The organism is Thermosipho globiformans (genome assembly GCF_003990895.1).
Taxonomy (GTDB): Bacteria; Thermotogota; Thermotogae; order Thermotogales; family Fervidobacteriaceae; genus Thermosipho; species Thermosipho japonicus.
In genome coordinates, this window is sequence record NZ_BHXD01000001.1 from 208,792 (window position 1) to 228,264 (window position 19,473).

Below are 19,473 nucleotides of genomic sequence, written 5' to 3' on the forward strand. Positions count from 1 at the left end.
TTATGAGAAAACTGGTTAGAGGTTGTGGTTTTTTTATATTGATAGTTGTAGTCTTGGCAGTGGCAGTGTTACTTATACCATCTAAGGATAAAGAAGTTGCAACAAATAGTGTTCAAACTCCAATTGCACAAGAAGTTATTGAAGAAGATTCATCACCAGTAACAGAAGAAGTTGAAAACACTCAAGAATCAAGTAAAATTAAAGATTTTAAATCCTATTTAGAAGCTCTAGATAAAGAAATTGGATATGATGTTTTAAAAGAAAATTTAATAACAGGTAAGATTTTTAATGAAGTTAATAAAATGCAAGATAGAAATGAAACATATTCTTATATGATTTACTATTTAGAAGATAAGAGAAAAATATTAAAAGATATAATTAGTAAACTTGATTCTTTAAGAGATAGAATAGAAAATTCTGAAATTTATAATGCAAATCAAGACTTATATATGGCTGCTATAAACATGGATTATACAGTTTTATATCTAATGGATGCGATTAAAGAGACAAGGGATCATGATACTGTTTCAAGATCTACAGCTAACTTTGCTGATAAATATTCAAAGGAAAGAGATAAATATATGGATAAATTTTTTGGATTTTATAAATTTCAAGTTGAAAAGCAAGGTTTAGAGGATGTTTTTGGTTTAATAAAATAAAAAATATTAACACTGAAAAGAATCATCCTTTATAAATAGTCTTAAACCGTAAATATCCCATTCTACCTTAAGAAAGAATGGGATATTTTTGTTTTTATATTTTGTTATTTAAAAGAGTCAGAATTAATAAATCGCATAACTTGTTAAGTTATTTATGGCTTAAAATTTAATGCAAAAATTATTCTTTCAAAAAGGTTTTAAAAGCACAGAATCATATACTTAAATATTACTTTTAAATAGAAAAGCCCGTTTCTAGCTGTTCTACTAGAAACGGGCATTAATGTAAGCATGAGCAAAGTTTTTGTTGATTTTTAGAAGTTTATTAGTTCTTTTATTGGTGGTATAGTATCAATGTAATTTTTGTAATATACCAATTTAGTTCCAGGTTTTATAAGCGATGGATTTTTAATATTATTCCATCTTATTAAATCATTAATTGAAACACCTAAGCGTTTTGAGATTGACCAGAGAGTTTCGCCAGGATTAATAACATATTCAAATTTAACAACAGTTTGCCAATTGTTATCAGTTGTTGCTTTAATATTTTTGTGTTCAAGAATGTAATCTGCCATTAATTCTGAAACTTCCATCATTACTTCTCTAACAACTGGTTTTCCTTTAAACATTGTATATCCACCGCCGCCACCTGCTCTATAGTTGTTAAGGACAATTTCGTATTCTTTATCCATTTCAATTGGTTTTCCTTCGAACATTAAGTCTATTATTCTATTTCCTGAAGGATTGTTAAGAACTATTTTATAGCTAATTCCTTCCCACATGTCATAATTATAATGTCTAGGTTTAGGTTCAACCCAAGATTTATTGACTGAAACCATATAATTTTCCATAACAAAATAGTCAGCACTTTTTTCTAAAGCATCTTTTATATCTTTACCAGTGACTTTAATAACCTTTAAGGTATTTGGATAAATGTAAACTGCATTAATATCTCTTAATGTAATAGGACCACTCTTCCATCCTTTAATGCTATTATTAAAGAGAGCAGTAGATGAAATTTTAGCTTTGCTGTAGTACATTTGAACTTTATTTACAAATTCTATTAAAGGATTGTCTTGAAGTCTTGCAAAAAGAGGATTTTCTACCCAAAAATCTCCATCTGCATATCCAACGGGTTGATCTAACCATGCTTGAACTTTTTCATCATATGGTTTTATCAAAGAAATGATTTCTTCATCGGCAGGAACTCCTTTTACAGAAACTTGCTCTACTGAGCTATCAATAACTTGCCATTTATTATCCTTTTTTTCAAGTTTTAAAACAACCTTTCCAAGTGATTTTCCCCAGTAAGAAGGCATTGAAACTGGCACATTATTTATTTTTGTTGCAATAGTTCTGTGTTGATGACCAAGTAGTAAAACATCAATTCCATCAACTTCTTGTAAGAGTTGATAAGCTTGATTTTCGCCGGTTAATTCTTCTGTTGGTTCTCCTGTTTGAGGATCTCTTTCAAGGCCACCGTGATATGCAACAATTACTATATCAACATTTTCTTTGTTTTTAAGAATATCAACGTATTTTTTAGCAACTTCTACTGGATCTAAAAAGTCAAGACCTTCGATATTTTTTGGATCTTCCCAATTGGGAATGTACTTAGTGGTAAGTCCTAAAATACCGATTTTTATATCTCCAACATTTACTATATGATAAGGTTTAAATAAAGATGAATTTTCTTTTACATCTATTATATTAGCACTTAAAGCTGGAAATTGAGCTTCAGAAACTGCTTTTTTTAAAACATCTAAACCGTAGTTAAATTCATGATTTCCTATTATCCAGGCAGAATAACCTAGTTTGTTCATTACAAGTACCATTGGATCAACTGGCTTGTTATCTATTCTTGCATGATAATATTCCAAGGGGGTTCCTTGAATTAAGTCTCCAGTATCTATAAGTATTACGTTTTGATACTCATTCCTAAACTGTTTTACCAAGGTTGCAATTTTTGCAAGCCCTACATCTGAAGGAGAGTTTGTAGCATAATTGATTGGTAAAATATTTCCATGTAAGTCACTACTGTGTAAAATGACAACTTCAGTTGAAAATAATAATGAAACAGTTAAAATAATAAGAATAATACCTAAAAGTTTCTTCATGCATTCCACCTCCTATAGTGTTTTATTAACTTTTATCTTTTTTAAGCACTCTCTACATAGAGCTATATATTTTTCTTTTCCGCCAATATCTATTTCTTTATTGTCTTGAGTTATTTTAAAAGAATAAGTTGCTCTATGTTCCCCACATTTTTCACATACGGCTTTCTTTTTAATAACTTCATCTGCCATTGCCAGTAAATTTGCCGTTGTTTTAAAAGGTTTTTCTAGATATGAGATATCAAGACCTGCACAATAAACATCGATACCTTTAAAGATAAGATTTCTGACTACATTTATCAATTCTTCATCAAAGAATTGTACTTCATCTATAAATACTGCATCAATATTGTTTGAAATATGATTTAATATTTCGATTGATTTTGAGATTTTATGAGCTTTTACTTTAAAGCCCGTATGAGTTGAAACTATATCTTCACCATATCTGTTATCGATCGATGGTTTAAAGACAATTGTTTTTTTCTTCCCTATATTATAGATTTCTACAAATGATAAAAGTTCAGTGGTTTTACCAGAATACATTGGGCCAGTGATTACTGTTAATTTTCCTACCATATTCTCCCTCCAATTAATTGATCTTTTTGAGATATATGTCTACTACACTTTATATTATATACCATATTTTATATAAAAGATTTTTATGTTAAAATTAAGTTGTATAAAAATAGAACTGGGAGTGATAGATTGACAATCAATCACTTTATAAAAAGGAAAATAAGAAACCATATTATCTTGCCAATTATAGTTATTGGAATAATTGCTGGAATTATTATGACGCTTTTAGGAATAAGAGCTATGTTTTTTCAATTGGAACTACAACTTTCCAAATCTGTGCGTGAATGGAATGATTTGGGATTACATGTTGGAAATTTTTTAAACGTTTTAAGCCAAGACAAAAGTTTATTTGAAGATAAGAAAAATCTTGAAAATATTTTAAGACTTTTCTATGAGAATTATAAAAATATGGTGCAACATGTCTATTTTTCCATTCCTGAAAGGAATCTTGTCTTTATTCCTGAGGCAAAAATTCCAGAAAATTTATTGCCCAAAGATAGGCCCTGGTTTAAAAAATCTTTAGAAAAAAAGGATTTTTTCCAAGTTTCCCCACCATATATTGATGCTGTCACTGGTGATATTATTTTGACAATATCAAAATATGTTGAAATAAAAAATGGATACGGAGTTTTGGGTGTGGATATAAATCCTAACTATATTGTTACTCATGTTTTAGATAGAAATGTTATTTTAATTGATCAGAATAACACAGTAATTTATAGTAATAATAAGAAAATTATAGGGCGAAAATTAAAAATTGATCACGATAAAAAATATAGAATTTATAATTTTAATGTATTGTTATTTCAAAAAGCTTTAGGAGATATCTATATTGTAGTATATGAAAATTATGTGATTAGGTTGCTTCCAAATTTTTTAATTACAATAACAATTGTTTTAGGAATTTTACTCTTAGGCCATTTGACTGATAATAATGTGGAAGAAGAATTGAATTCCAACATTAGAGCTCCAATTGAAAATATTATAGATGAAACAAAAAGATATTTAACTAATCAAGAATTTGATGGTTCAAAAATTAATACTGAAATTGAAGAAATTGATGTTTTGGTTAATGAAATTGCCGATATGATTTCAATAATTGAAGCAAATTTTCAAGAGCTTAAAGCTACAAATGAAGAACTTGAAGAAGCATATAAGGAAATAGAAAAATATTCTGGAGAGCTTGAAACAACATACGAGCTATTTATTGAAAAAATGGCAACTATTGTTGAAGGTTTTGATGAAGATACCGGTAATCATATTAAAAGAGTTCAAGTTTTATCAAAATTTTTAGCAGAAAAGATGAAATTACCAGATAATTTGGTAAAAAAGATATATTTGTATTCGGCATTGCATGATATTGGAAAGATAAAAGTTCCACCGGAAATATTGAGAAAGCCTTCTTCTTTGTCTAATGAAGAATGGGAAATTATGAAGAAACACACAATTTGGGGAGCGGAAATACTAAATGGAGATGAAAGATTAGAAATAGCAAAAAGGATAGCCTTGTATCATCATGAAAAGTTTAATGGAAAAGGATATCCATATGGACTAAAAGGAGATCAGATACCAATTGAAGCGCAGATTGTAAATATAGTAGATGTTTATGATGCTTTAAGGTCAAAAAGACCATATAAAAAACCGTTTACTCACGAAAAAGCTTTAGAGATTATGCTAAATGGAGATGGAAGAACTTCACCAGATGAATTTAATCCTAAGATTTTAGAAATTTTTAAAGCTTATGAAGCTGAAATTGAGAGAATATGGGAAAATTTAAGTAGTTAGTTATATTGTTTCATGAAGATTTTTATAAAGAAATAGAAAAAATCCCCATCCATTTTAGGATGGGGCTTAATTTTTACTTGGCGGAGGCGGTGGGACTCGAACCCACACGGGGGTGTAACCCCCACCGGTTTTCAAGACCGGCCCCTTAGCCAGTTCGGAACACGCCTCCACAAGCTATTATAACATACTCTAAAAAAATTTCAAGACTATTTTTTCAAAAAATCTAAGAATTTTTGTTATGAAAAATTCTTTTTCTGTATCAAGTGGATCGACTTTAATTAAATACGCATTTAAAAACTTTCCAAAAAGCATATCAGTAAATAATTGATCGCCAATAACTACTGCTTTATTATATTTTATATTCTTTTCTTTCAAGTACTTTTTAAACTTAAAAGGCAAGGGCTTTCTTGCAAGCCAAAGAGTTTTAACATTTACATTTAAATTTCTTGGTTTTCCATTTGAAACAATTATTATTTTTACACCATTTTTTTCAAGATAATTAAAAATTTGAATTATTTCGTTTGGAATTTTGCTCTCTTTCCATTTATTAACAGTGTTATCAAAATCAAAAATAAATAAATCTATTCCCATATCAATAAGTTTTTTAAAATCTATGTTGGTTACATTTGGATAGATTTCCATTAAATTTCCTCCAAAGCTGTTTTGTTAAAATGGTTCAGATAGCCCAACTCCGAAAAAGACAGTTTTTTTAGAATAACTAATTAGCAAAAAAAGCTTATCACGCCAAATTTTTTTTGTATTTGGGTGAGGAACGATGTATTTTAGATTAACTAGTAGAAAATCAGTAAGGTTATAACTTACCTCTTTATTTAATGGGTAGGTAAGGGATAAAGAAATTTCTATATCAGGAATATATATAGAAGTTTTGAGCCCAGCTTCAATGTCTAGCGATGTACTATCATATGTTGTGTTATTAACAAATAGAATTGGTCCAAAGCTTATATTTTCAAACTTTGCTATAGCAGAGTCTACAAAAATTTTGTGATCAAAATTTTCTGAGAAATTAAATATCCATTGTATATTAAACAAATTATTTGAAAAACCAAGATTTAAGCCATAGTTTGAGAATTTTCCTAGATTCCATCCAATACCAAAATCCAGAAAAGTTTCATTTGAAAAAGTTAAAGAAAAGATAGTCAAAATAATGAGTATTGTAAAAATCTTTTTCATAATAATTCACCTCTGATTTTCTAAGTTTAGAATTTGAAATTTATCAAATGTAATTGTAATATTTTCAGTACTATCATCGGTGGTAAACATAATTTTTTTCAATGAGTCTTTATCAAAATAAACACTAATTTTAGTTGGTTCTAAGCCTAACCTTTTCAAGAAAGGGGCACCTGCAGGGATTAAGGTTAAATTTTCTTGATCTTCATATATTGTAAAAAGCGAAGAAGATAAAAAGCTAAAAATTGTTTTTAAAATTTCATAAATATAGTCAACATCAATTGCAGAAATATCTACAACTTTATAGTTATTATATTTGTAATACGTTGTTTTTGTAAGACTATTAAATTCTATTTGTATATCTTTTAAAAATTCGGGTTTGTAAATTTGCACAAAAAAGTGTTCTAAATTAACTATTGTTGCATCTAATGTTATATCACTTTGTAGATTTTTATTACTTTGATCATATACATCAAAATGTAGAGTTCCATATATAAAAAAATCCCTTTTACCAGCAATATTTTCTATGAAATTAAACATAGAAGAGTCAGAAAAAATAATTAATGGAAGTAGTGTTAGAAAAAGTATAATTTTTCTTATATAATCTCCTCCTCTTCTTTTGGGTTTTGGGTTGAAATGAATTCTTTTAATTTTTCTGTTATTAATTTTAATTCTGCTTCTTCAAGCTCTTCTTTTTCATCCAATTTTGAAAATGCTTCTTCTATATTTAATGATGAAAATTCTTCTGCAATTTCAATTGGAAGTTCATTGCTACTTTCTTCTGAGGAAGAAATTTCAAGGCTTTTAATTTTTTCAATTAATGATTGTTCAACTTCGCTTTTGATTAATTTTTCATCTTGATCAGATACCATTTCTTCTAATTCATCTATTTCTTCAATAACTTCATCAATATCTACATTTTCTTCTTCTTCTTTGTTTTCTTTTTCAGCTATAATTTCAGATGAAGGATTTTCTTTATTTTCTTCTACATTACTTTTTATTTCTACTTCATTATTATTTTCTATTTCTTCAAGTCCCTCAAATAATTCAGATAAGAATGAGAGCTCTTTATTTATAAGTTCATTAAAGTCCATAGTATAAGAATTTTCAGGAATTAATTCTTCGTTTTCATTAAAAATAATTCCTGAATTTTTTGCTGTGAGTTCTTGTTCAACTTCCTTTGTAGTTTCAAGAGGTTGAGGATAAGTTTTTTTAGCTTTTATAACTCTTAACTCCATTATAAGTAAAATTGCAAAGGATGATAAAAAAGTAATTAAGAAAAGTATCAATTTTGAATTGTTTTTCTTATTTGTAGTCTCAGTTGAAGCAGGTAATTCCATTGGTTTATACTTTTCAATCCAATTACTCCATTCTTCTGATGTGGATGTTGAATTTTTTAAAATATCATTCAAAAGCTCTTTTACAAATGGATTTTCGGTATACCCTGAAAGATAAGCTTTAGCCTTTTCATAGTTTCCAATCATATAAGCTGATATTCCTGCTTTAAACTTTAACGAAGTATCATATCCTTCAATTGATGGATCAATAACTAGGGCTTTTTCAAAATAGTAAAGAGCTTTTTCATAGTTACTTTGTTGATATGCATTAAGCCCTGCTTGGTAATACTCGATTGCTTCTTTTTTGAATGAAAATAACGTACTCAAAATGAGAATAAACATAATCAAAATGAAAAATCTTTTCATAAAAGATTACCTCACTGTTGAAGATCAATTAATGCAAGAAAATCTTCATTTGTGCTTGTTTCTTTCATTTTATTGAGAATAAGTTTTAACCCCTCTTCTTCACTCATTGAAGACAACATTTTTCTTAAAAGCCACAACTTTTTTAATTTTTCATTGCTAAGTAGTAACTCTTCTCTTCTCGTTCCAGATAACATAATATTGATTGCAGGGAAAATTCTTTTATTAGCAAGTTGTCTTGAGAGAACGAGTTCCATATTTCCAGTTCCTTTAAACTCTTCGAAAATTACTTCATCCATTTTTGACCCCGTTTCAATCAAAGAAGTTGCAATTATTGTCAAACTTCCCCCTTCTTTTGTATTACGAGCTGCTCCAAAAAAGTGTTTGGGTTTGTAAAGCGCTGCAGGATCTACACCACCAGAAAGAAGTTTACCACTTGGTGGAACATTTATATTATACACCCTTGCAAGTCTTGTCAAACTGTCCATTAAAATAACAACGTCATATCCAAATTCCACAAGTCTTTTTGCCATTTCAAGTGTTAATTCAGCTTTTTTAATCTGTTTATCAGGCGGCATATCAAAAGGTGCAGCAATTACCCATGCATTAACTGATTCCTTTATATCTGTTACTTCTTCAGGCCTTTCATCTATTAAAAGAACTATTCTTATTGTATCTGGATGATTTTTTGCAATTCCATTTGCAATTTCTTTTAAAATAGTCGTTTTTCCAGCTTTTGGTGGAGCAACTATCATACCTCTTTGCCCTTTACCTATTGGGGAAAATAAATCAATTAATCTTGTTGAATATATATCTTTGCTTGTTTCTAAGAAAAATTGTTTGTCAGGATAGCATGCTGTTAAATTTTCAAAATTAACCCTTTCGTTTGCAAATTCTGGGTCTTTATAATTTACTGCCTCAATTTTTATCATTGCAAAAAATCTTTCGCCTTCTTTTGGGGGTCTAATTACACCAGATATAATATCACCAGTATTTAGGTTGAATTTCCTTATTTGAGAATTTGAAATGTATATATCTTTGGAACTGGGTAGCATACTTTCAAGGCTTCGTAAAAAGCCAAAACCATCAGGATGTACTTCTAAAACACCTTCTCCAAAAAAGTATCCTTCTGATTGGGCCCTTGCTTCTAAGATTGCAAATATTAAATCTTGTTTTTTTAAAGAAGTGTATCTAGGAATATCGTATTCTTTTGCGAGTTTGTACAAATCTCTTATTGTCATTCTTTCTAAATCTTTTATATTATATGCATCATTATTGCTCAAAATAATCCCCCCTATTTAGTTCTAAATAATCTGTCACCAGCGTCACCTAATCCAGGAAGAATATATCCTTTTGAGTTTAATTCTCTGTCAAGGGAGGCTGTATAAATAATAACATCTGGGTGTTTTTCATTTACGACCCTTGTACCTTCTGGTGATGCTATAAGTGTTACAAGAATAACATTTTTTGCACCATGTTCTTTTACAATATCTAAAGCTTTAACAGAAGAAACCCCTGTTGCAAGCATTGGATCTAATACAAAAACAAATGAATTTTCATTAATTTTTGGAAGTTTGGCATAATATTCAACAGCTTCTAAAGTGTGAGGCTCTCTGTATATTCCTATATGACCAACTGATGCGTTTGGGAGTAATTGTAGAATTCCATCTGACATTCCAAGACCTGCTCTTAAAATTGGAACAATAACAACATCTTTGTCATTAATAAAATATCCTTTCGTTTTTTCTAAAGGTGTTTCAATTTCTGTTTCGTGTACTTGCAAGTGTCTTGTTGCTTCATAAGCAATTAAAAGAGTTATTTCTTTAAGAAGTTCTCTAAATTCTTTTGGGCCGGTATCAGTTTTTCTCATTATTGTCAGCTTGTGTTTGATCAGTGGGTGATCTACTACATTAATTTTCATCTTCATTTCCTCCTTTTAAAATGTTTTCTAATTGTTCAAGCATATCTATTCGCATAAGCCTTGTTATAAATTCATCTAATTCTCCATCAAGAACAGCTTGCAAATTGTATGATGTGTAATTTATTCTGTGATCAGTTACTCTGTTTTGAGGAAAATTGTAAGTTCTTATTTTTTCGCTTCTCTCCCCTGTTCCAATTTGTGATTTTCTATTTGAACTGATCTTTTTTGCTTGTTCTTCAAGTTTTAACTTAAAAAGCCTTGCCCTTAATATATTCATTGCTTGCTCTTTGTTTTGAAGTTGGGATCTTTCAGACTGACAAGTAACAACTATTCCCGTTGGAATATGGGTAATTCTAACTGCAGATTCTGTCTTATTAACATATTGCCCACCAGCTCCAGATGCCCTGTATGTATCTATTCTAATATCTGATGGATTTATTTCTATTTCAACGTTTGAAACCTCAGGAAGAACGGCAACAGTGGCAGTGGACGTATGAATTCTACCACCAGATTCTGTGGTAGGAACCCTTTGAACCCTATGTACTCCACTTTCATATTTTAATAAGTTTCCAACATTTTTGCCTTTGATTTTTATTACAACTTCTTTGTATCCACCTAAATCGGTTTTATTTTCATCAACAATTTCTGCTTTAAAATTCTTTTTTTCAACATATCTTAGATACATTCTTAATAGGTCGGCAGCAAAAAGTGCAGCTTCTTCCCCTCCAGTACCTGCACGTATTTCTAAGAAGACATTTTTCCCGCTGTATTCACTTTCGGGAAGCACTAATGAAATTAAATCCTGCATTATATCTTCTTGTTTTTTTTGTAACTTTTCAACTTCATATTCAAAACCTTCAGGCATTTCTTCCTTCCACAATTCAATTTCATCTTCAATTTCAAGATATTCTTTTGCAAGTTGAAAAATATCTTTCATTTTTGAATACTTTTCAGAATATATTCTGATCTGGTCAGGTGTTAGTTGAGAACTTAATTTTTCTTCTAATGATTTTAAAAGCTTGGTACTCCATTCATTAATTTGTTGAACTATTTCTATATTCTCCATCCTATCTTTTTAGACACCTCCTCTATGTTTCTAGCGTTTTCTAAAACTGCTTGCTTTGTTATGATGCCTTTTAAAAATGCATCGATGAGTGCATCATCAAATAATATATTTCCTTGCTTTTTGCTCGTTTGCATTACGCCTTCTATTTGATGTAATTTATTTTCTCTAATAAGATTCTTTATAGCAGGTGTAGCTATCATTATTTCATCAATAGCGACAACTCCAAAATCTTTTTTAGGAACTAATCTCTGGAATATGACAGCTATCAGTGTATTTGCAAGTTGAAGAGCTATTTGCTTTTGTTGGTGGGCTGGAAAAACATCAATTATTCTTTCAGGAGCAGAGGCAGCTGAATTTGTATGAATTGTTGCAAATACCAAGTGTCCTGTTTCTGCAGCTGTTAGGGCAAGTGACATTGTTTCTAAATCTCTCATTTCTCCAACTAATATAACATCTGGGTCTTGCCTGAGAGCATACTTTAACCCATCTGAAAAACTATCTGTATCGGTTCCAACTTCCCTTTGATGTATCAAAGATCTTTTTGAGTCAAAAACATATTCAATTGGATCTTCTATTGTTATTATATGCTTTGCAAATCGAGAATTTATATGTTCGATCATTGCTGCAAGAGTTGTTGATTTTCCACTACCTGTAGGACCAGCTACAAGAATTAATCCATGGTCTTTTTCTGAAAATTCATTTAAGATTTTCGGCAGCCCTAATTCTTCTATTGTTCTGATTTTTTTGGGTATAAGTCTTAAAGCAAGGGTGGGATTTCTTTTTTCATAGTAGAAATTTGCTCTTATTCTAATATCACGTATAGAAAATGAAAAGTCTATTTCTTTTTTTAATGAATTTATTCCAAGCTTTGAAAATAAATTTTCAACCATTATTTCTATTTCTTGGGCAGTTGGGATATTTTCTCCAGGAAGTTTTACTAGATTACCATCAACTCTTATCATAATAGGCATATTAGCAGATATATGTACATCAGATGCACGAGATTGATTTGCTTTTAGTATTATTTCATCAATATTTAATTCGGTCATTCCTTATCCCCCTCTACTATGAAATTATTCCCAAATAATGACTTTAATTTATTAAGTACATCATCTTCTTTTGAATTTTCTTTAATTACTACTTCAAAGGGCTTGAAGATTCCGAATTTTGAGGCATACAATTTTTCCAATTCATGTATTTTACTTTTAACAAGCTCATAGTGAATTTTTTTCTCTGGTGGAAAAATTATTGTTACTCTGTCAGGATGTTCTTCAATTTTTGAAAATGAAAGTCCAACGTAAAGTGATAAATCTCCATGAAGTTTTAGATATTCCATTATTTTGCTTATATTTTCTTCATTTTCGATCTTTTTTTCTTTATCTTCAACATTTTGAGTTGACTCTAGATCTTTATCATTTAGTTTGCTTTCAGAAATATTATCTTCCTCTTTATTTTTCTCGACATTTTTCTTTATATTTTCTCGAGGTGGTTTTAATTTCATGATGCTTAAAAAGCCAAGTTTTATCAAAATTAATTTTTCTTCAGAGTATCTTATGTCTTTTAAAATTTCTGAGAGTGGTTTTAAAAATTCAATTAATTCATAATCACCACTTTCAATTTTTGAAATCATTTCTTCAAGCAGTTGCATCAGGAATACTTCTGGATCTTTTCCTGAAAAATAAACTTTTTCAATAGTTTCTGTGGTTTTCTTAATATCTCCAAGCTTTATACTATCAATTATTTCATTTATCACCTCAATTGGGATTAATCCAAGAGTTTCACGAACATCTTCTATACTAATACTCTTTCCAGAACTTTTTGCTACTTGTTCTAGTATTGTTAATGCATCCCTCATTCCACCATTAGCTCTTTTTGCAATTTCATATAAGGCTTCTTGGCTTATTTTTATATTTTCTTTTTCACATACAAATTCAAGTCTTTTTATAATATCTTCAATAGTTATGTTCTTAAAATCTATTACTTGACATCTTGATATGATAGTCTGAGGAATTTTTTCTGGGTTGGTGGTAGCAAGTATAAAGACTACGTTTGAAGGAGGCTCTTCTAGGGTTTTTAATAGAGCATTAAATGCTTCTTTTGTTAACATATGAACTTCATCAATTATATAAACTTTATAATTTCCCTGCGCTGCATGATAACCTACCGTTTCACGTATTTTTCTAATTTCATCTATTCCCCTATTTGAAGCAGCATCTATTTCAAGAACGTCCATAAAACTGCCATTATCTATTGCTTGGCAAGTGCTACATTTGTTACATGGTTCAACTCCATCCTTATTTTCACAATTAAGAGATTTTGCAAGTATCCTTGCAACAGTAGTCTTTCCAGTGCCACGTGGTCCGGCAAAAATATATGCATGTGATATTTCTCCATTTTTTAAGGAATTTAAAAACAAGGTTTTTACATGATTTTGGCCAACAACTTCGGAGAATAACTTCGGTCTATATTTTCTATATAATGCTTGCATTTTCACACCTCTAATATAAATTTTTTAATTTCTTCTATAGCTTTTTTTCTTGAGATTTCAGATAGATTTATCCATTTAGCTTGTTTATATCGCCTAAGCCAGATTATTTGTCGCCTTGCATAGTGTCTTGTGTTTTTCTTTATTAAGTGAATTGCCGTATTCAAATCGTATGTATTTTCTAAATAACGGATTATTTCTTTATATCCAATTGTTTGAAAAGCATTGAGGTCTTTAGGATATTTTTCTAATAAAGATTTAACTTCTTCTATAAGTCCTTCTTTTATCATTTTGTCAACTCTTAAATTAATTCTTTCGTATAACTCATCTCGATAGCGATCTAAGACAAGTATTTTATAGTCCTTTGAATACTCTGATTGTGTTTGAAGTTGTGATATCTTTTTACCTGTTTTAAAATAAACTTCGAGAGCTCGGATTGTTCTTTTTATATCGGAGGGATGAATTTTTTGAGCAGCTTGTGGATCATACTTTTCCAGCATGCTCCTTAAAATACCAGGTTCATTTTTTTCCATTTCACTTAGTTCTTTTCTAAGTTTTTCATCTTTAGGTACACCTTCAAAAAAACCTCTGACTAATGAATCAATATACAAACCTGTTCCTCCTACAAAAAGTGGAACAATACCTTCATTAACTAGTTTATCTCTTATTTTTAGTGCATCTTGTCTGAAAAGGAAAGCATTATAATATTCATCTGGGTAAATGTGATCGATTAAATAGTGTGTAACTTTTGATTGTTCTTCTTTACTTGGTTTGGCTGTTCCTATGTCCATTAATTTGTAAATTTGTCTTGAGTCTACTGAAATAATATTTGCGTTAATTTGGGATGCAATTTCTAATACTATATCAGTCTTTCCAACTGCTGTTGGTCCTGAAATAATTGTGTATTTCATATATCACTCCACCACTATTTCTACTTTAACGTTTTTACCTTTCATGCTATTATCCTTGGTATTTATGCTTACACTATCACCTAGAAGTTTCAATTTTTTCTTTTCATCTTTTAAATCAACATTGTTTGAAAGTGTTATTTTACCTTCATTTCTATCATACCAAAATTCAAAAGCTTTAGCAATTATGCTTCCTTTTGTAATTGAAACTTTTTCTTTTTCAGATTTCCCAGAAAATGTGTTATTTTTTAAATCAAATTCAAGGGTTTCGCATGAAATAAATATTGTTTCCGAGCTTTGTGAATCATTTATAGTTACTGATGCATTTTTAATTGTTCCTTTTTGTGATTCAATATTGTATTTCATTTCTATACCTTCCATTACTCCATTTTCAAATTCTATGTGAACTTTACCGTCAACATTTAGGTCAATCCATTTATTGTTTATTTTATTTATTACCATATCATTAGAGGTTAAAAGTAATTTGTCCTCTGGAATTTTCAATAAAATGTTTCCTTGGTAAATAATAGTTTTCTCACTTGGTTCAATATAATCAGAAGAAATATGTATAGTTTTTGAGATTGCAATGGTAGTTAGAAATAATATAATAAAAAAGGTTAAAATTTTATTTTTCATTGATTAGTCCCCCTAAATATTTTTCTGATATATTGAGTATTGTTGTTGAAATTTCAAAAGGGTTTTTAGATTTTGTATTTATAACTATTTTATGATTTACATTTTCCAATCTTTTCTTTGTAATTTGTTTTGTCCTATGTATTGTTGATACTATCATGAAATCAATAGCATTTTTCAGAGTATGTTCGTTATCATTTTCAATATAGAATAAAAAATCAGCTTCTGGAATTCCATATACCCAACTACCTGTGATGTAACCATTATAAGGTTTGAACTCTATAGGAATAGATAGTGTTTTAATTAATGATTCTTTTAAAGAGCCCTTTAGTATTTCGTCGTTAAATGTATTGATATTAAATGCATGTATTTTTAATTTTTTTGGAATAGGTTCATCAACAAAAAACTTATCTACGAAGTTTATAAGAACTTTTTCGGATTTAAAACCATTTAAACTTCTTGAGGCTTTGTACAAAGTTCTTAATTGCTCTGTAATTCCAAAAAGGTTTAAGCCAAATAAAAAATGAAAGGTTTTTTTTAATTCTAAGTATACTTTCTTTGAGTATAAGTAACTAGTTGAAGCTGATTGTGTTTTTATGTAAAAATATGCTGGTATACATGAAAAGCCAGTACAGTGAATTTCTTCAAATTCAATATTATATTTTTCAGCTGCGGAGAAAAAAGCAGGAATTGATAAATAAAGAATTGAATCACCACCAAAAGCGAGGGTCAAATTCTTCTCTCCTCTCGTTAATATAGTTTAGCGCAGTATTGTAAATTTGCAAGTAATTATTAAATTCATACCATTGATAAGGTATTCTATAATATATTACCACATTAGCAAGTTCTAAATCAACATATTCAATTTCTATTTCTTTCCATGTATCTAAATAGTACATTAGTTCTAGTTGATCTTTAGGAAAATCTTGCGGTTTTCTTTCGAAAGTGCTTGCAACAACAAAATCGGCACCTAAAATTTTAGCTTCTTTAACAGGAATAGGTGCTAGTACTCCACCATCAGTATTTTGAGTTCCAGCTATCCATAGTGGTGAAAAAACACCCGGTACTGATGAGCTTGCCATTACTGCATCTACTAAAAAACCTTCTGTAATCAACAACGAAGTTCCTTCTAAAGTATCAAAGGTTATTATTCCAACGTCCTTTTTAAGATCACTAAATTTTTTCTTCCCAAAAAGGAATTTGAAAAATGGATAGTAATCTTCGACCGGGACTAAGGCTCTTTGAAAAATAGACCAAAAATTTGACTTTTCAAGTTTAGTCATATATTTTTTGAAATTTGGAAGATAAAGTTTTATAGCTTCTGAAAACATTTCAAAAACTTTGTCACTATCTCCATATAGTCCGTATAAAGCGGCAACAATAGCTCCCGCTGAAGATCCAGTTAAAATATCAACATCTATATTGTTTTCTTCTAAAAATTTCAGAGTTGCTATATGAGCAAATCCTTTAACACCACCAGCAGCAAGAGAAAGGCCTATTTTCATTATTTCACCTCTAAAATTTTGAGTACTTCTTGTATATCTTTTTTATGAACTTCATTATCACCGGGAGTTTCTAATATCCATGGTATTTTTTGAATAAATGGATTTGATAAAAAAACTTTAAGGCCTTCAGAGCCTATCTTTCCTTTTCCAATATTTTCATGTCTGTCTTTATTTGATCCTAAATCATTTTTTGAGTCATTTAAGTGTATAAATTTTAATTTTTCGAGTGAAAAGTATTTATCTATCTTATTTAAAAATTCATCTAGTTTTTCTTTATTAGTTATATCATATCCTGCATCAAAAGCATGACAAGTATCAATGGTAATACCAAGCCTTTCCGGGAATTTAGCTTTATCAATAATCATCTTTAATTCCTCAAGTGTTGAGCCAATATTTCCACCTTTTTTTGTTACGTTTTCAAGTAGGATAAAAGTATTTTCTTCTTCCTCCATAGCTGTATTTAAAGCTTTTAAAATTTGATTTATACCATTTTTAACCCCGCTTTTTAAGTGGCTTCCAGGATGAATGTTTAAATATTTTATGCCTAGAGTTGAGCATATTTTCATTTCTAAGATTAATAGTTCTAGCGATTTATTCCATGTTTCGATATTTGGACTTGCTATGTTTATAAGGTATCCACTGTGACAAAGCATAGCTTCTGGATCTATCTTATACTTTTTAATACCTTCTTTAAATAATTTGACATCATCTTCCTTAGGTAATTTAGCTTTCCATTGACGTGGATTATGCGGAAATATTTGAAATGCATTTCCTCCAATTTCATATGTTTCTTTCGGTACTCTTTTAAAACCACCACCGATGGGCATATGTGCTCCTATTCTTATCATTTTTCATCCCCGCCTTTGATATCTTTTCTCAAAAAGTAGTTAAGTAATGTCCTTATTCCAATAATTGCAGCTAGTTGCCCTATGTCATTCCATGAAGGAGCAACTGTTGTTTTTAAAATACTTGAACCAATTAAGATAGCAAGTCCCAACGAAAAAGAATGGCCTATTTCCAATCGACTTTCTTCTATTGCTTCTTTTGAATCTTTTTTTAATAGTGCGTCTTTTACAAAAATAATAAAAGCTTTAACTATTCCGGAGGTAATAACTATAATTGCTAAAAGTTGAAAGATTAATCCTAAATAGTTGACGATTATTTCTTCAAATTTCATATTCACCATTCCCGATATTTGTTTGTTATTGGCATTCTCCTGTCTTTTCCAAAGGATCTTTCTGAAACTTTAACACCAATAACTCCCTGACGTCTTTTGTATTCATTTCTGTCTACCAATTTTGCTACATATTTTACAGTATCTTTATCAAATCCTTTTTTAATTATTTCATCTACCGAAAGTTCTTTTTCAATGTACATTTTTAAAATTTCATCTAGTATTTCATAAGGTGGCAAGGTATCCTGATCCCTTTGATCAGGTCTTAATTCAGCACTTGGTGGTTTGATAAATACATTTTCTGGTATTATTTCCCTACCTTTGAATTTATTATACCACCTTGCAATTTTATATACATCTGTTTTATATACATCTTTTATTGGAGAAAATCCTCCCACCATATCACCGTATAAAGTAGAATATCCAGTGGCTATTTCACTTTTATTTCCAGTTGCAAGGACGATATATCCAAATTTATTTGATACAGCCATTAATAACGTTCCTCTAATTCTTGCTTGTAAGTTTTCTTCAGTGACATCTTCGTTTGTTCCTTTAAATATATCTTTTAATGAGTCTTTAAATGAATAATAAATATCTGAGATTTTTATAACATGGTATTCAATTTCAAGATTTTCTGCCAACTTTTTTGCATCTTCTATGCTGTGTGATGAACTGTACATAGAAGGCATTAAAATACCAAGTACATTTTTATTTCCAAGAGCCTCTACTGCTATTGCAGCTACCAAAGATGAATCCATACCACCACTTAAGCCGATTAGAACCTTTTTAAATCCATTTTTTTGGATGTAATCTTTAAGTCCTAAAGTAATTGCTCTGAAAATTTCTTCTTCCTTTGTTAAAGAGTAATTTGGGTTTATATGTTTTATTGGCTTTAGTTTATTTATGTTTTCACTTTTTACAAAGATATAATTTATTTGTTTATCATTTACAATGTTAATATATCTTCTTCTTGGATCATGTAGATTTGTTCTTAAATTATCTTCAATAGGTATATCAATTGTAAAGATTTCTTCTTCAAAAGGTTTTCCTTCAAACATTATTTTTCCATCAGCTGAAGTAACAACACTTCCACCATCAAATACTACTTCATCTTGTCCGCCTACCATATTACAGTAAACTATTGGGCAATGATGATCATATGATTTTTGTGATAGATAATTCTTTCTAAGCTCCCTTTTTCCATAGAAATATGGAGAAGCCGATGCATTTAAAATTAATTGAGCTCCATTTATAACTTGGTAAAACATAGGGCCTAAAGGGCTCCAGATATCTTCGCATATATTTATTCCAATTTTAATATTGTTATAGTCTATAATGGCAATTTCATTTCCAGATTTAAAGTATCTGTTTTCATCAAAAACGCTATAATTAGGTAAATGCATTTTGTGATACTTCCCAAGTAATTTTCCATCTCTTATAATTGCAAGTGAATTATAGGCATCATCTTCAATATCTATAAATCCTAGCAAAATAACTACGTTTTTTCCGCTGGAAAAATCAATAATTTTTTCTAAATATTCAATATTCTTTTTTAAAAATGAAGTTCTTAGAATTAAATCTTCAGGTGGATAACCTGTCAAGAATAGTTCAGGAAATATTAAGAATTCTGAATTATTATTTTCAGCAATTTCAATTGCTGATATAACTTTTTTCATGTTTCTTTCAAAATCACCTAGAGTGGAATTTAATTGTGCAACTGTCGTTCTTATAAACATAAATATCCCTCCTCAATCAAATTATA

General features: G+C 29.6%; 20 protein-coding genes and 1 tRNA gene. 2 read left to right on the top strand and 19 right to left on the bottom strand.

Annotated features, from left to right (window positions below):
- Nucleotides 1-2: 2 nt before the first annotated feature.
- Nucleotides 3-659, top strand: a complete 657-nt coding sequence (locus EO083_RS01205; protein WP_126992397.1) for a hypothetical protein — start codon at nt 3-5, stop codon at nt 657-659.
- A gap of 311 nt (nt 660-970) precedes the next feature.
- Here EO083_RS01205 and EO083_RS01210 read toward each other — a convergent pair whose 3' ends face one another.
- Entirely contained in the window at nt 971-2,773 is a 1,803-nt protein-coding gene (locus tag EO083_RS01210; RefSeq protein ID WP_126992398.1) for a 5'-nucleotidase C-terminal domain-containing protein, read from the bottom strand.
- 12 nt (nt 2,774-2,785) lie between these two features.
- The gene (locus EO083_RS01215) at nt 2,786-3,346 is read right to left on the bottom strand and encodes a thymidine kinase (RefSeq protein WP_126992399.1); all 561 of its coding nucleotides are present in this window, start codon (nt 3,344-3,346) and stop codon (nt 2,786-2,788) included.
- A gap of 129 nt (nt 3,347-3,475) precedes the next feature.
- On the opposite strand from EO083_RS01215, the gene EO083_RS01220 reads away from it, so the two are divergent.
- A complete protein-coding gene (locus EO083_RS01220; RefSeq protein ID WP_126992400.1) occupies nt 3,476-5,131 on the top strand; it encodes an HD domain-containing phosphohydrolase in 1,656 nt (551 codons plus the stop codon).
- Between the two features lie 78 nt (nt 5,132-5,209).
- Here EO083_RS01220 and EO083_RS01225 read toward each other — a convergent pair.
- The 17 genes from EO083_RS01225 to EO083_RS01305 all read right to left on the bottom strand — a co-directional run bounded on the left by EO083_RS01225 (nt 5,210) and on the right by EO083_RS01305 (nt 19,447).
- Nucleotides 5,210-5,300: transfer RNA gene (locus EO083_RS01225), tRNA-Ser, on the bottom strand.
- 20 nt (nt 5,301-5,320) lie between these two features.
- Nucleotides 5,321-5,773 (bottom strand): YqeG family HAD IIIA-type phosphatase, encoded by a 453-nt coding sequence (locus EO083_RS01230; protein ID WP_126992401.1) that lies wholly within the window; start codon nt 5,771-5,773, stop codon nt 5,321-5,323.
- A 24-nt stretch (nt 5,774-5,797) separates the two neighbouring features.
- Nucleotides 5,798-6,322 carry a hypothetical protein gene (locus tag EO083_RS01235; RefSeq protein WP_126992402.1) on the bottom strand — a complete coding sequence of 175 codons (525 nt, stop codon included), beginning with the start codon at nt 6,320-6,322 and terminating at the stop codon, nt 5,798-5,800.
- A gap of 6 nt (nt 6,323-6,328) precedes the next feature.
- The gene (locus EO083_RS01240; RefSeq protein ID WP_126992403.1) at nt 6,329-6,859 is read right to left on the bottom strand and encodes a hypothetical protein; all 531 of its coding nucleotides are present in this window, start codon (nt 6,857-6,859) and stop codon (nt 6,329-6,331) included.
- Between the two features lie 56 nt (nt 6,860-6,915).
- Nucleotides 6,916-8,022, bottom strand: coding sequence for a tetratricopeptide repeat protein (locus EO083_RS01245; protein ID WP_126992404.1), 1,107 nt, complete (start codon nt 8,020-8,022; stop codon nt 6,916-6,918).
- Between the two features lie 11 nt (nt 8,023-8,033).
- Nucleotides 8,034-9,302 carry a transcription termination factor Rho gene (gene rho, locus EO083_RS01250; protein WP_126992405.1) on the bottom strand — a complete coding sequence of 423 codons (1,269 nt, stop codon included), beginning with the start codon at nt 9,300-9,302 and terminating at the stop codon, nt 8,034-8,036.
- An 11-nt stretch (nt 9,303-9,313) separates the two neighbouring features.
- Nucleotides 9,314-9,940: a uracil phosphoribosyltransferase gene (gene upp, locus EO083_RS01255; RefSeq protein ID WP_126992406.1), complete on the bottom strand. Its 627-nt coding sequence runs from the start codon at nt 9,938-9,940 to the stop codon at nt 9,314-9,316.
- The gene (gene prfA / locus EO083_RS01260) at nt 9,930-11,006 is read right to left on the bottom strand and encodes a peptide chain release factor 1 (RefSeq protein WP_126992407.1); all 1,077 of its coding nucleotides are present in this window, start codon (nt 11,004-11,006) and stop codon (nt 9,930-9,932) included. The genes upp and prfA overlap by 11 nt, the downstream gene beginning before the upstream one ends.
- Entirely contained in the window at nt 10,994-12,055 is a 1,062-nt protein-coding gene (locus tag EO083_RS01265; RefSeq protein ID WP_126992408.1) for a type IV pilus twitching motility protein PilT, read from the bottom strand. Before EO083_RS01265 ends, prfA begins: the two co-directional genes overlap by 13 nt.
- On the bottom strand, nt 12,052-13,494 hold the full coding sequence (gene dnaX, locus EO083_RS01270; RefSeq protein WP_126992409.1) for a DNA polymerase III subunit gamma/tau: 1,443 nt from the start codon (nt 13,492-13,494) through the stop codon (nt 12,052-12,054). Before dnaX ends, EO083_RS01265 begins: the two co-directional genes overlap by 4 nt.
- 2 nt (nt 13,495-13,496) lie before the next feature.
- A complete protein-coding gene (miaA, locus tag EO083_RS01275; protein WP_126992410.1) occupies nt 13,497-14,402 on the bottom strand; it encodes a tRNA (adenosine(37)-N6)-dimethylallyltransferase MiaA in 906 nt (301 codons plus the stop codon).
- A 3-nt stretch (nt 14,403-14,405) separates the two neighbouring features.
- Entirely contained in the window at nt 14,406-15,035 is a 630-nt protein-coding gene (locus EO083_RS01280) for an LPS-assembly protein LptD (RefSeq protein WP_126992411.1), read from the bottom strand.
- Complete coding sequence (locus tag EO083_RS01285) at nt 15,025-15,765, bottom strand: hypothetical protein (protein ID WP_126992412.1); 741 nt, start codon at nt 15,763-15,765, stop codon at nt 15,025-15,027. Before EO083_RS01285 ends, EO083_RS01280 begins: the two co-directional genes overlap by 11 nt.
- Nucleotides 15,743-16,537 carry a patatin-like phospholipase family protein gene (locus tag EO083_RS01290; protein WP_126992413.1) on the bottom strand — a complete coding sequence of 265 codons (795 nt, stop codon included), beginning with the start codon at nt 16,535-16,537 and terminating at the stop codon, nt 15,743-15,745. Before EO083_RS01290 ends, EO083_RS01285 begins: the two co-directional genes overlap by 23 nt.
- Entirely contained in the window at nt 16,537-17,385 is an 849-nt protein-coding gene (locus EO083_RS01295) for a deoxyribonuclease IV (RefSeq protein WP_126992414.1), read from the bottom strand. The genes EO083_RS01290 and EO083_RS01295 overlap by 1 nt, the downstream gene beginning before the upstream one ends.
- Nucleotides 17,382-17,714, bottom strand: coding sequence for a DUF1622 domain-containing protein (locus EO083_RS01300; protein ID WP_126992415.1), 333 nt, complete (start codon nt 17,712-17,714; stop codon nt 17,382-17,384). Before EO083_RS01300 ends, EO083_RS01295 begins: the two co-directional genes overlap by 4 nt.
- A 2-nt stretch (nt 17,715-17,716) precedes the next feature.
- A complete protein-coding gene (locus EO083_RS01305; RefSeq protein WP_126992416.1) occupies nt 17,717-19,447 on the bottom strand; it encodes an NAD+ synthase in 1,731 nt (576 codons plus the stop codon).
- Between the last annotated feature and the right edge of the window lie 26 nt (nt 19,448-19,473).

What these genes read in the sequence shown, in the direction of transcription:
- EO083_RS01205 (WP_126992397.1), top strand. Translation starts at nt 3, where the DNA reads ATGAGAAAACTGGTTAGAGGTTGTGGTTTTTTTATATTGATAGTTGTA.
- EO083_RS01210 (WP_126992398.1), bottom strand. Translation starts at nt 2,773, where the DNA reads ATGAAGAAACTTTTAGGTATTATTCTTATTATTTTAACTGTTTCATTA.
- EO083_RS01215 (WP_126992399.1), bottom strand. Translation starts at nt 3,346, where the DNA reads ATGGTAGGAAAATTAACAGTAATCACTGGCCCAATGTATTCTGGTAAA.
- EO083_RS01230 (WP_126992401.1), bottom strand. Translation starts at nt 5,773, where the DNA reads ATGGAAATCTATCCAAATGTAACCAACATAGATTTTAAAAAACTTATT.
- EO083_RS01235 (WP_126992402.1), bottom strand. Translation starts at nt 6,322, where the DNA reads ATGAAAAAGATTTTTACAATACTCATTATTTTGACTATCTTTTCTTTA.
- EO083_RS01240 (WP_126992403.1), bottom strand. Translation starts at nt 6,859, where the DNA reads ATGTTTAATTTCATAGAAAATATTGCTGGTAAAAGGGATTTTTTTATA.
- EO083_RS01245 (WP_126992404.1), bottom strand. Translation starts at nt 8,022, where the DNA reads ATGAAAAGATTTTTCATTTTGATTATGTTTATTCTCATTTTGAGTACG.
- upp (WP_126992406.1), bottom strand. Translation starts at nt 9,940, where the DNA reads ATGAAAATTAATGTAGTAGATCACCCACTGATCAAACACAAGCTGACA.
- prfA (WP_126992407.1), bottom strand. Translation starts at nt 11,006, where the DNA reads ATGGAGAATATAGAAATAGTTCAACAAATTAATGAATGGAGTACCAAG.
- EO083_RS01265 (WP_126992408.1), bottom strand. Translation starts at nt 12,055, where the DNA reads ATGACCGAATTAAATATTGATGAAATAATACTAAAAGCAAATCAATCT.
- dnaX (WP_126992409.1), bottom strand. Translation starts at nt 13,494, where the DNA reads ATGCAAGCATTATATAGAAAATATAGACCGAAGTTATTCTCCGAAGTT.
- miaA (WP_126992410.1), bottom strand. Translation starts at nt 14,402, where the DNA reads ATGAAATACACAATTATTTCAGGACCAACAGCAGTTGGAAAGACTGAT.
- EO083_RS01280 (WP_126992411.1), bottom strand. Translation starts at nt 15,035, where the DNA reads ATGAAAAATAAAATTTTAACCTTTTTTATTATATTATTTCTAACTACC.
- EO083_RS01290 (WP_126992413.1), bottom strand. Translation starts at nt 16,537, where the DNA reads ATGAAAATAGGCCTTTCTCTTGCTGCTGGTGGTGTTAAAGGATTTGCT.
- EO083_RS01295 (WP_126992414.1), bottom strand. Translation starts at nt 17,385, where the DNA reads ATGATAAGAATAGGAGCACATATGCCCATCGGTGGTGGTTTTAAAAGA.
- EO083_RS01300 (WP_126992415.1), bottom strand. Translation starts at nt 17,714, where the DNA reads ATGAAATTTGAAGAAATAATCGTCAACTATTTAGGATTAATCTTTCAA.
- EO083_RS01305 (WP_126992416.1), bottom strand. Translation starts at nt 19,447, where the DNA reads ATGTTTATAAGAACGACAGTTGCACAATTAAATTCCACTCTAGGTGAT.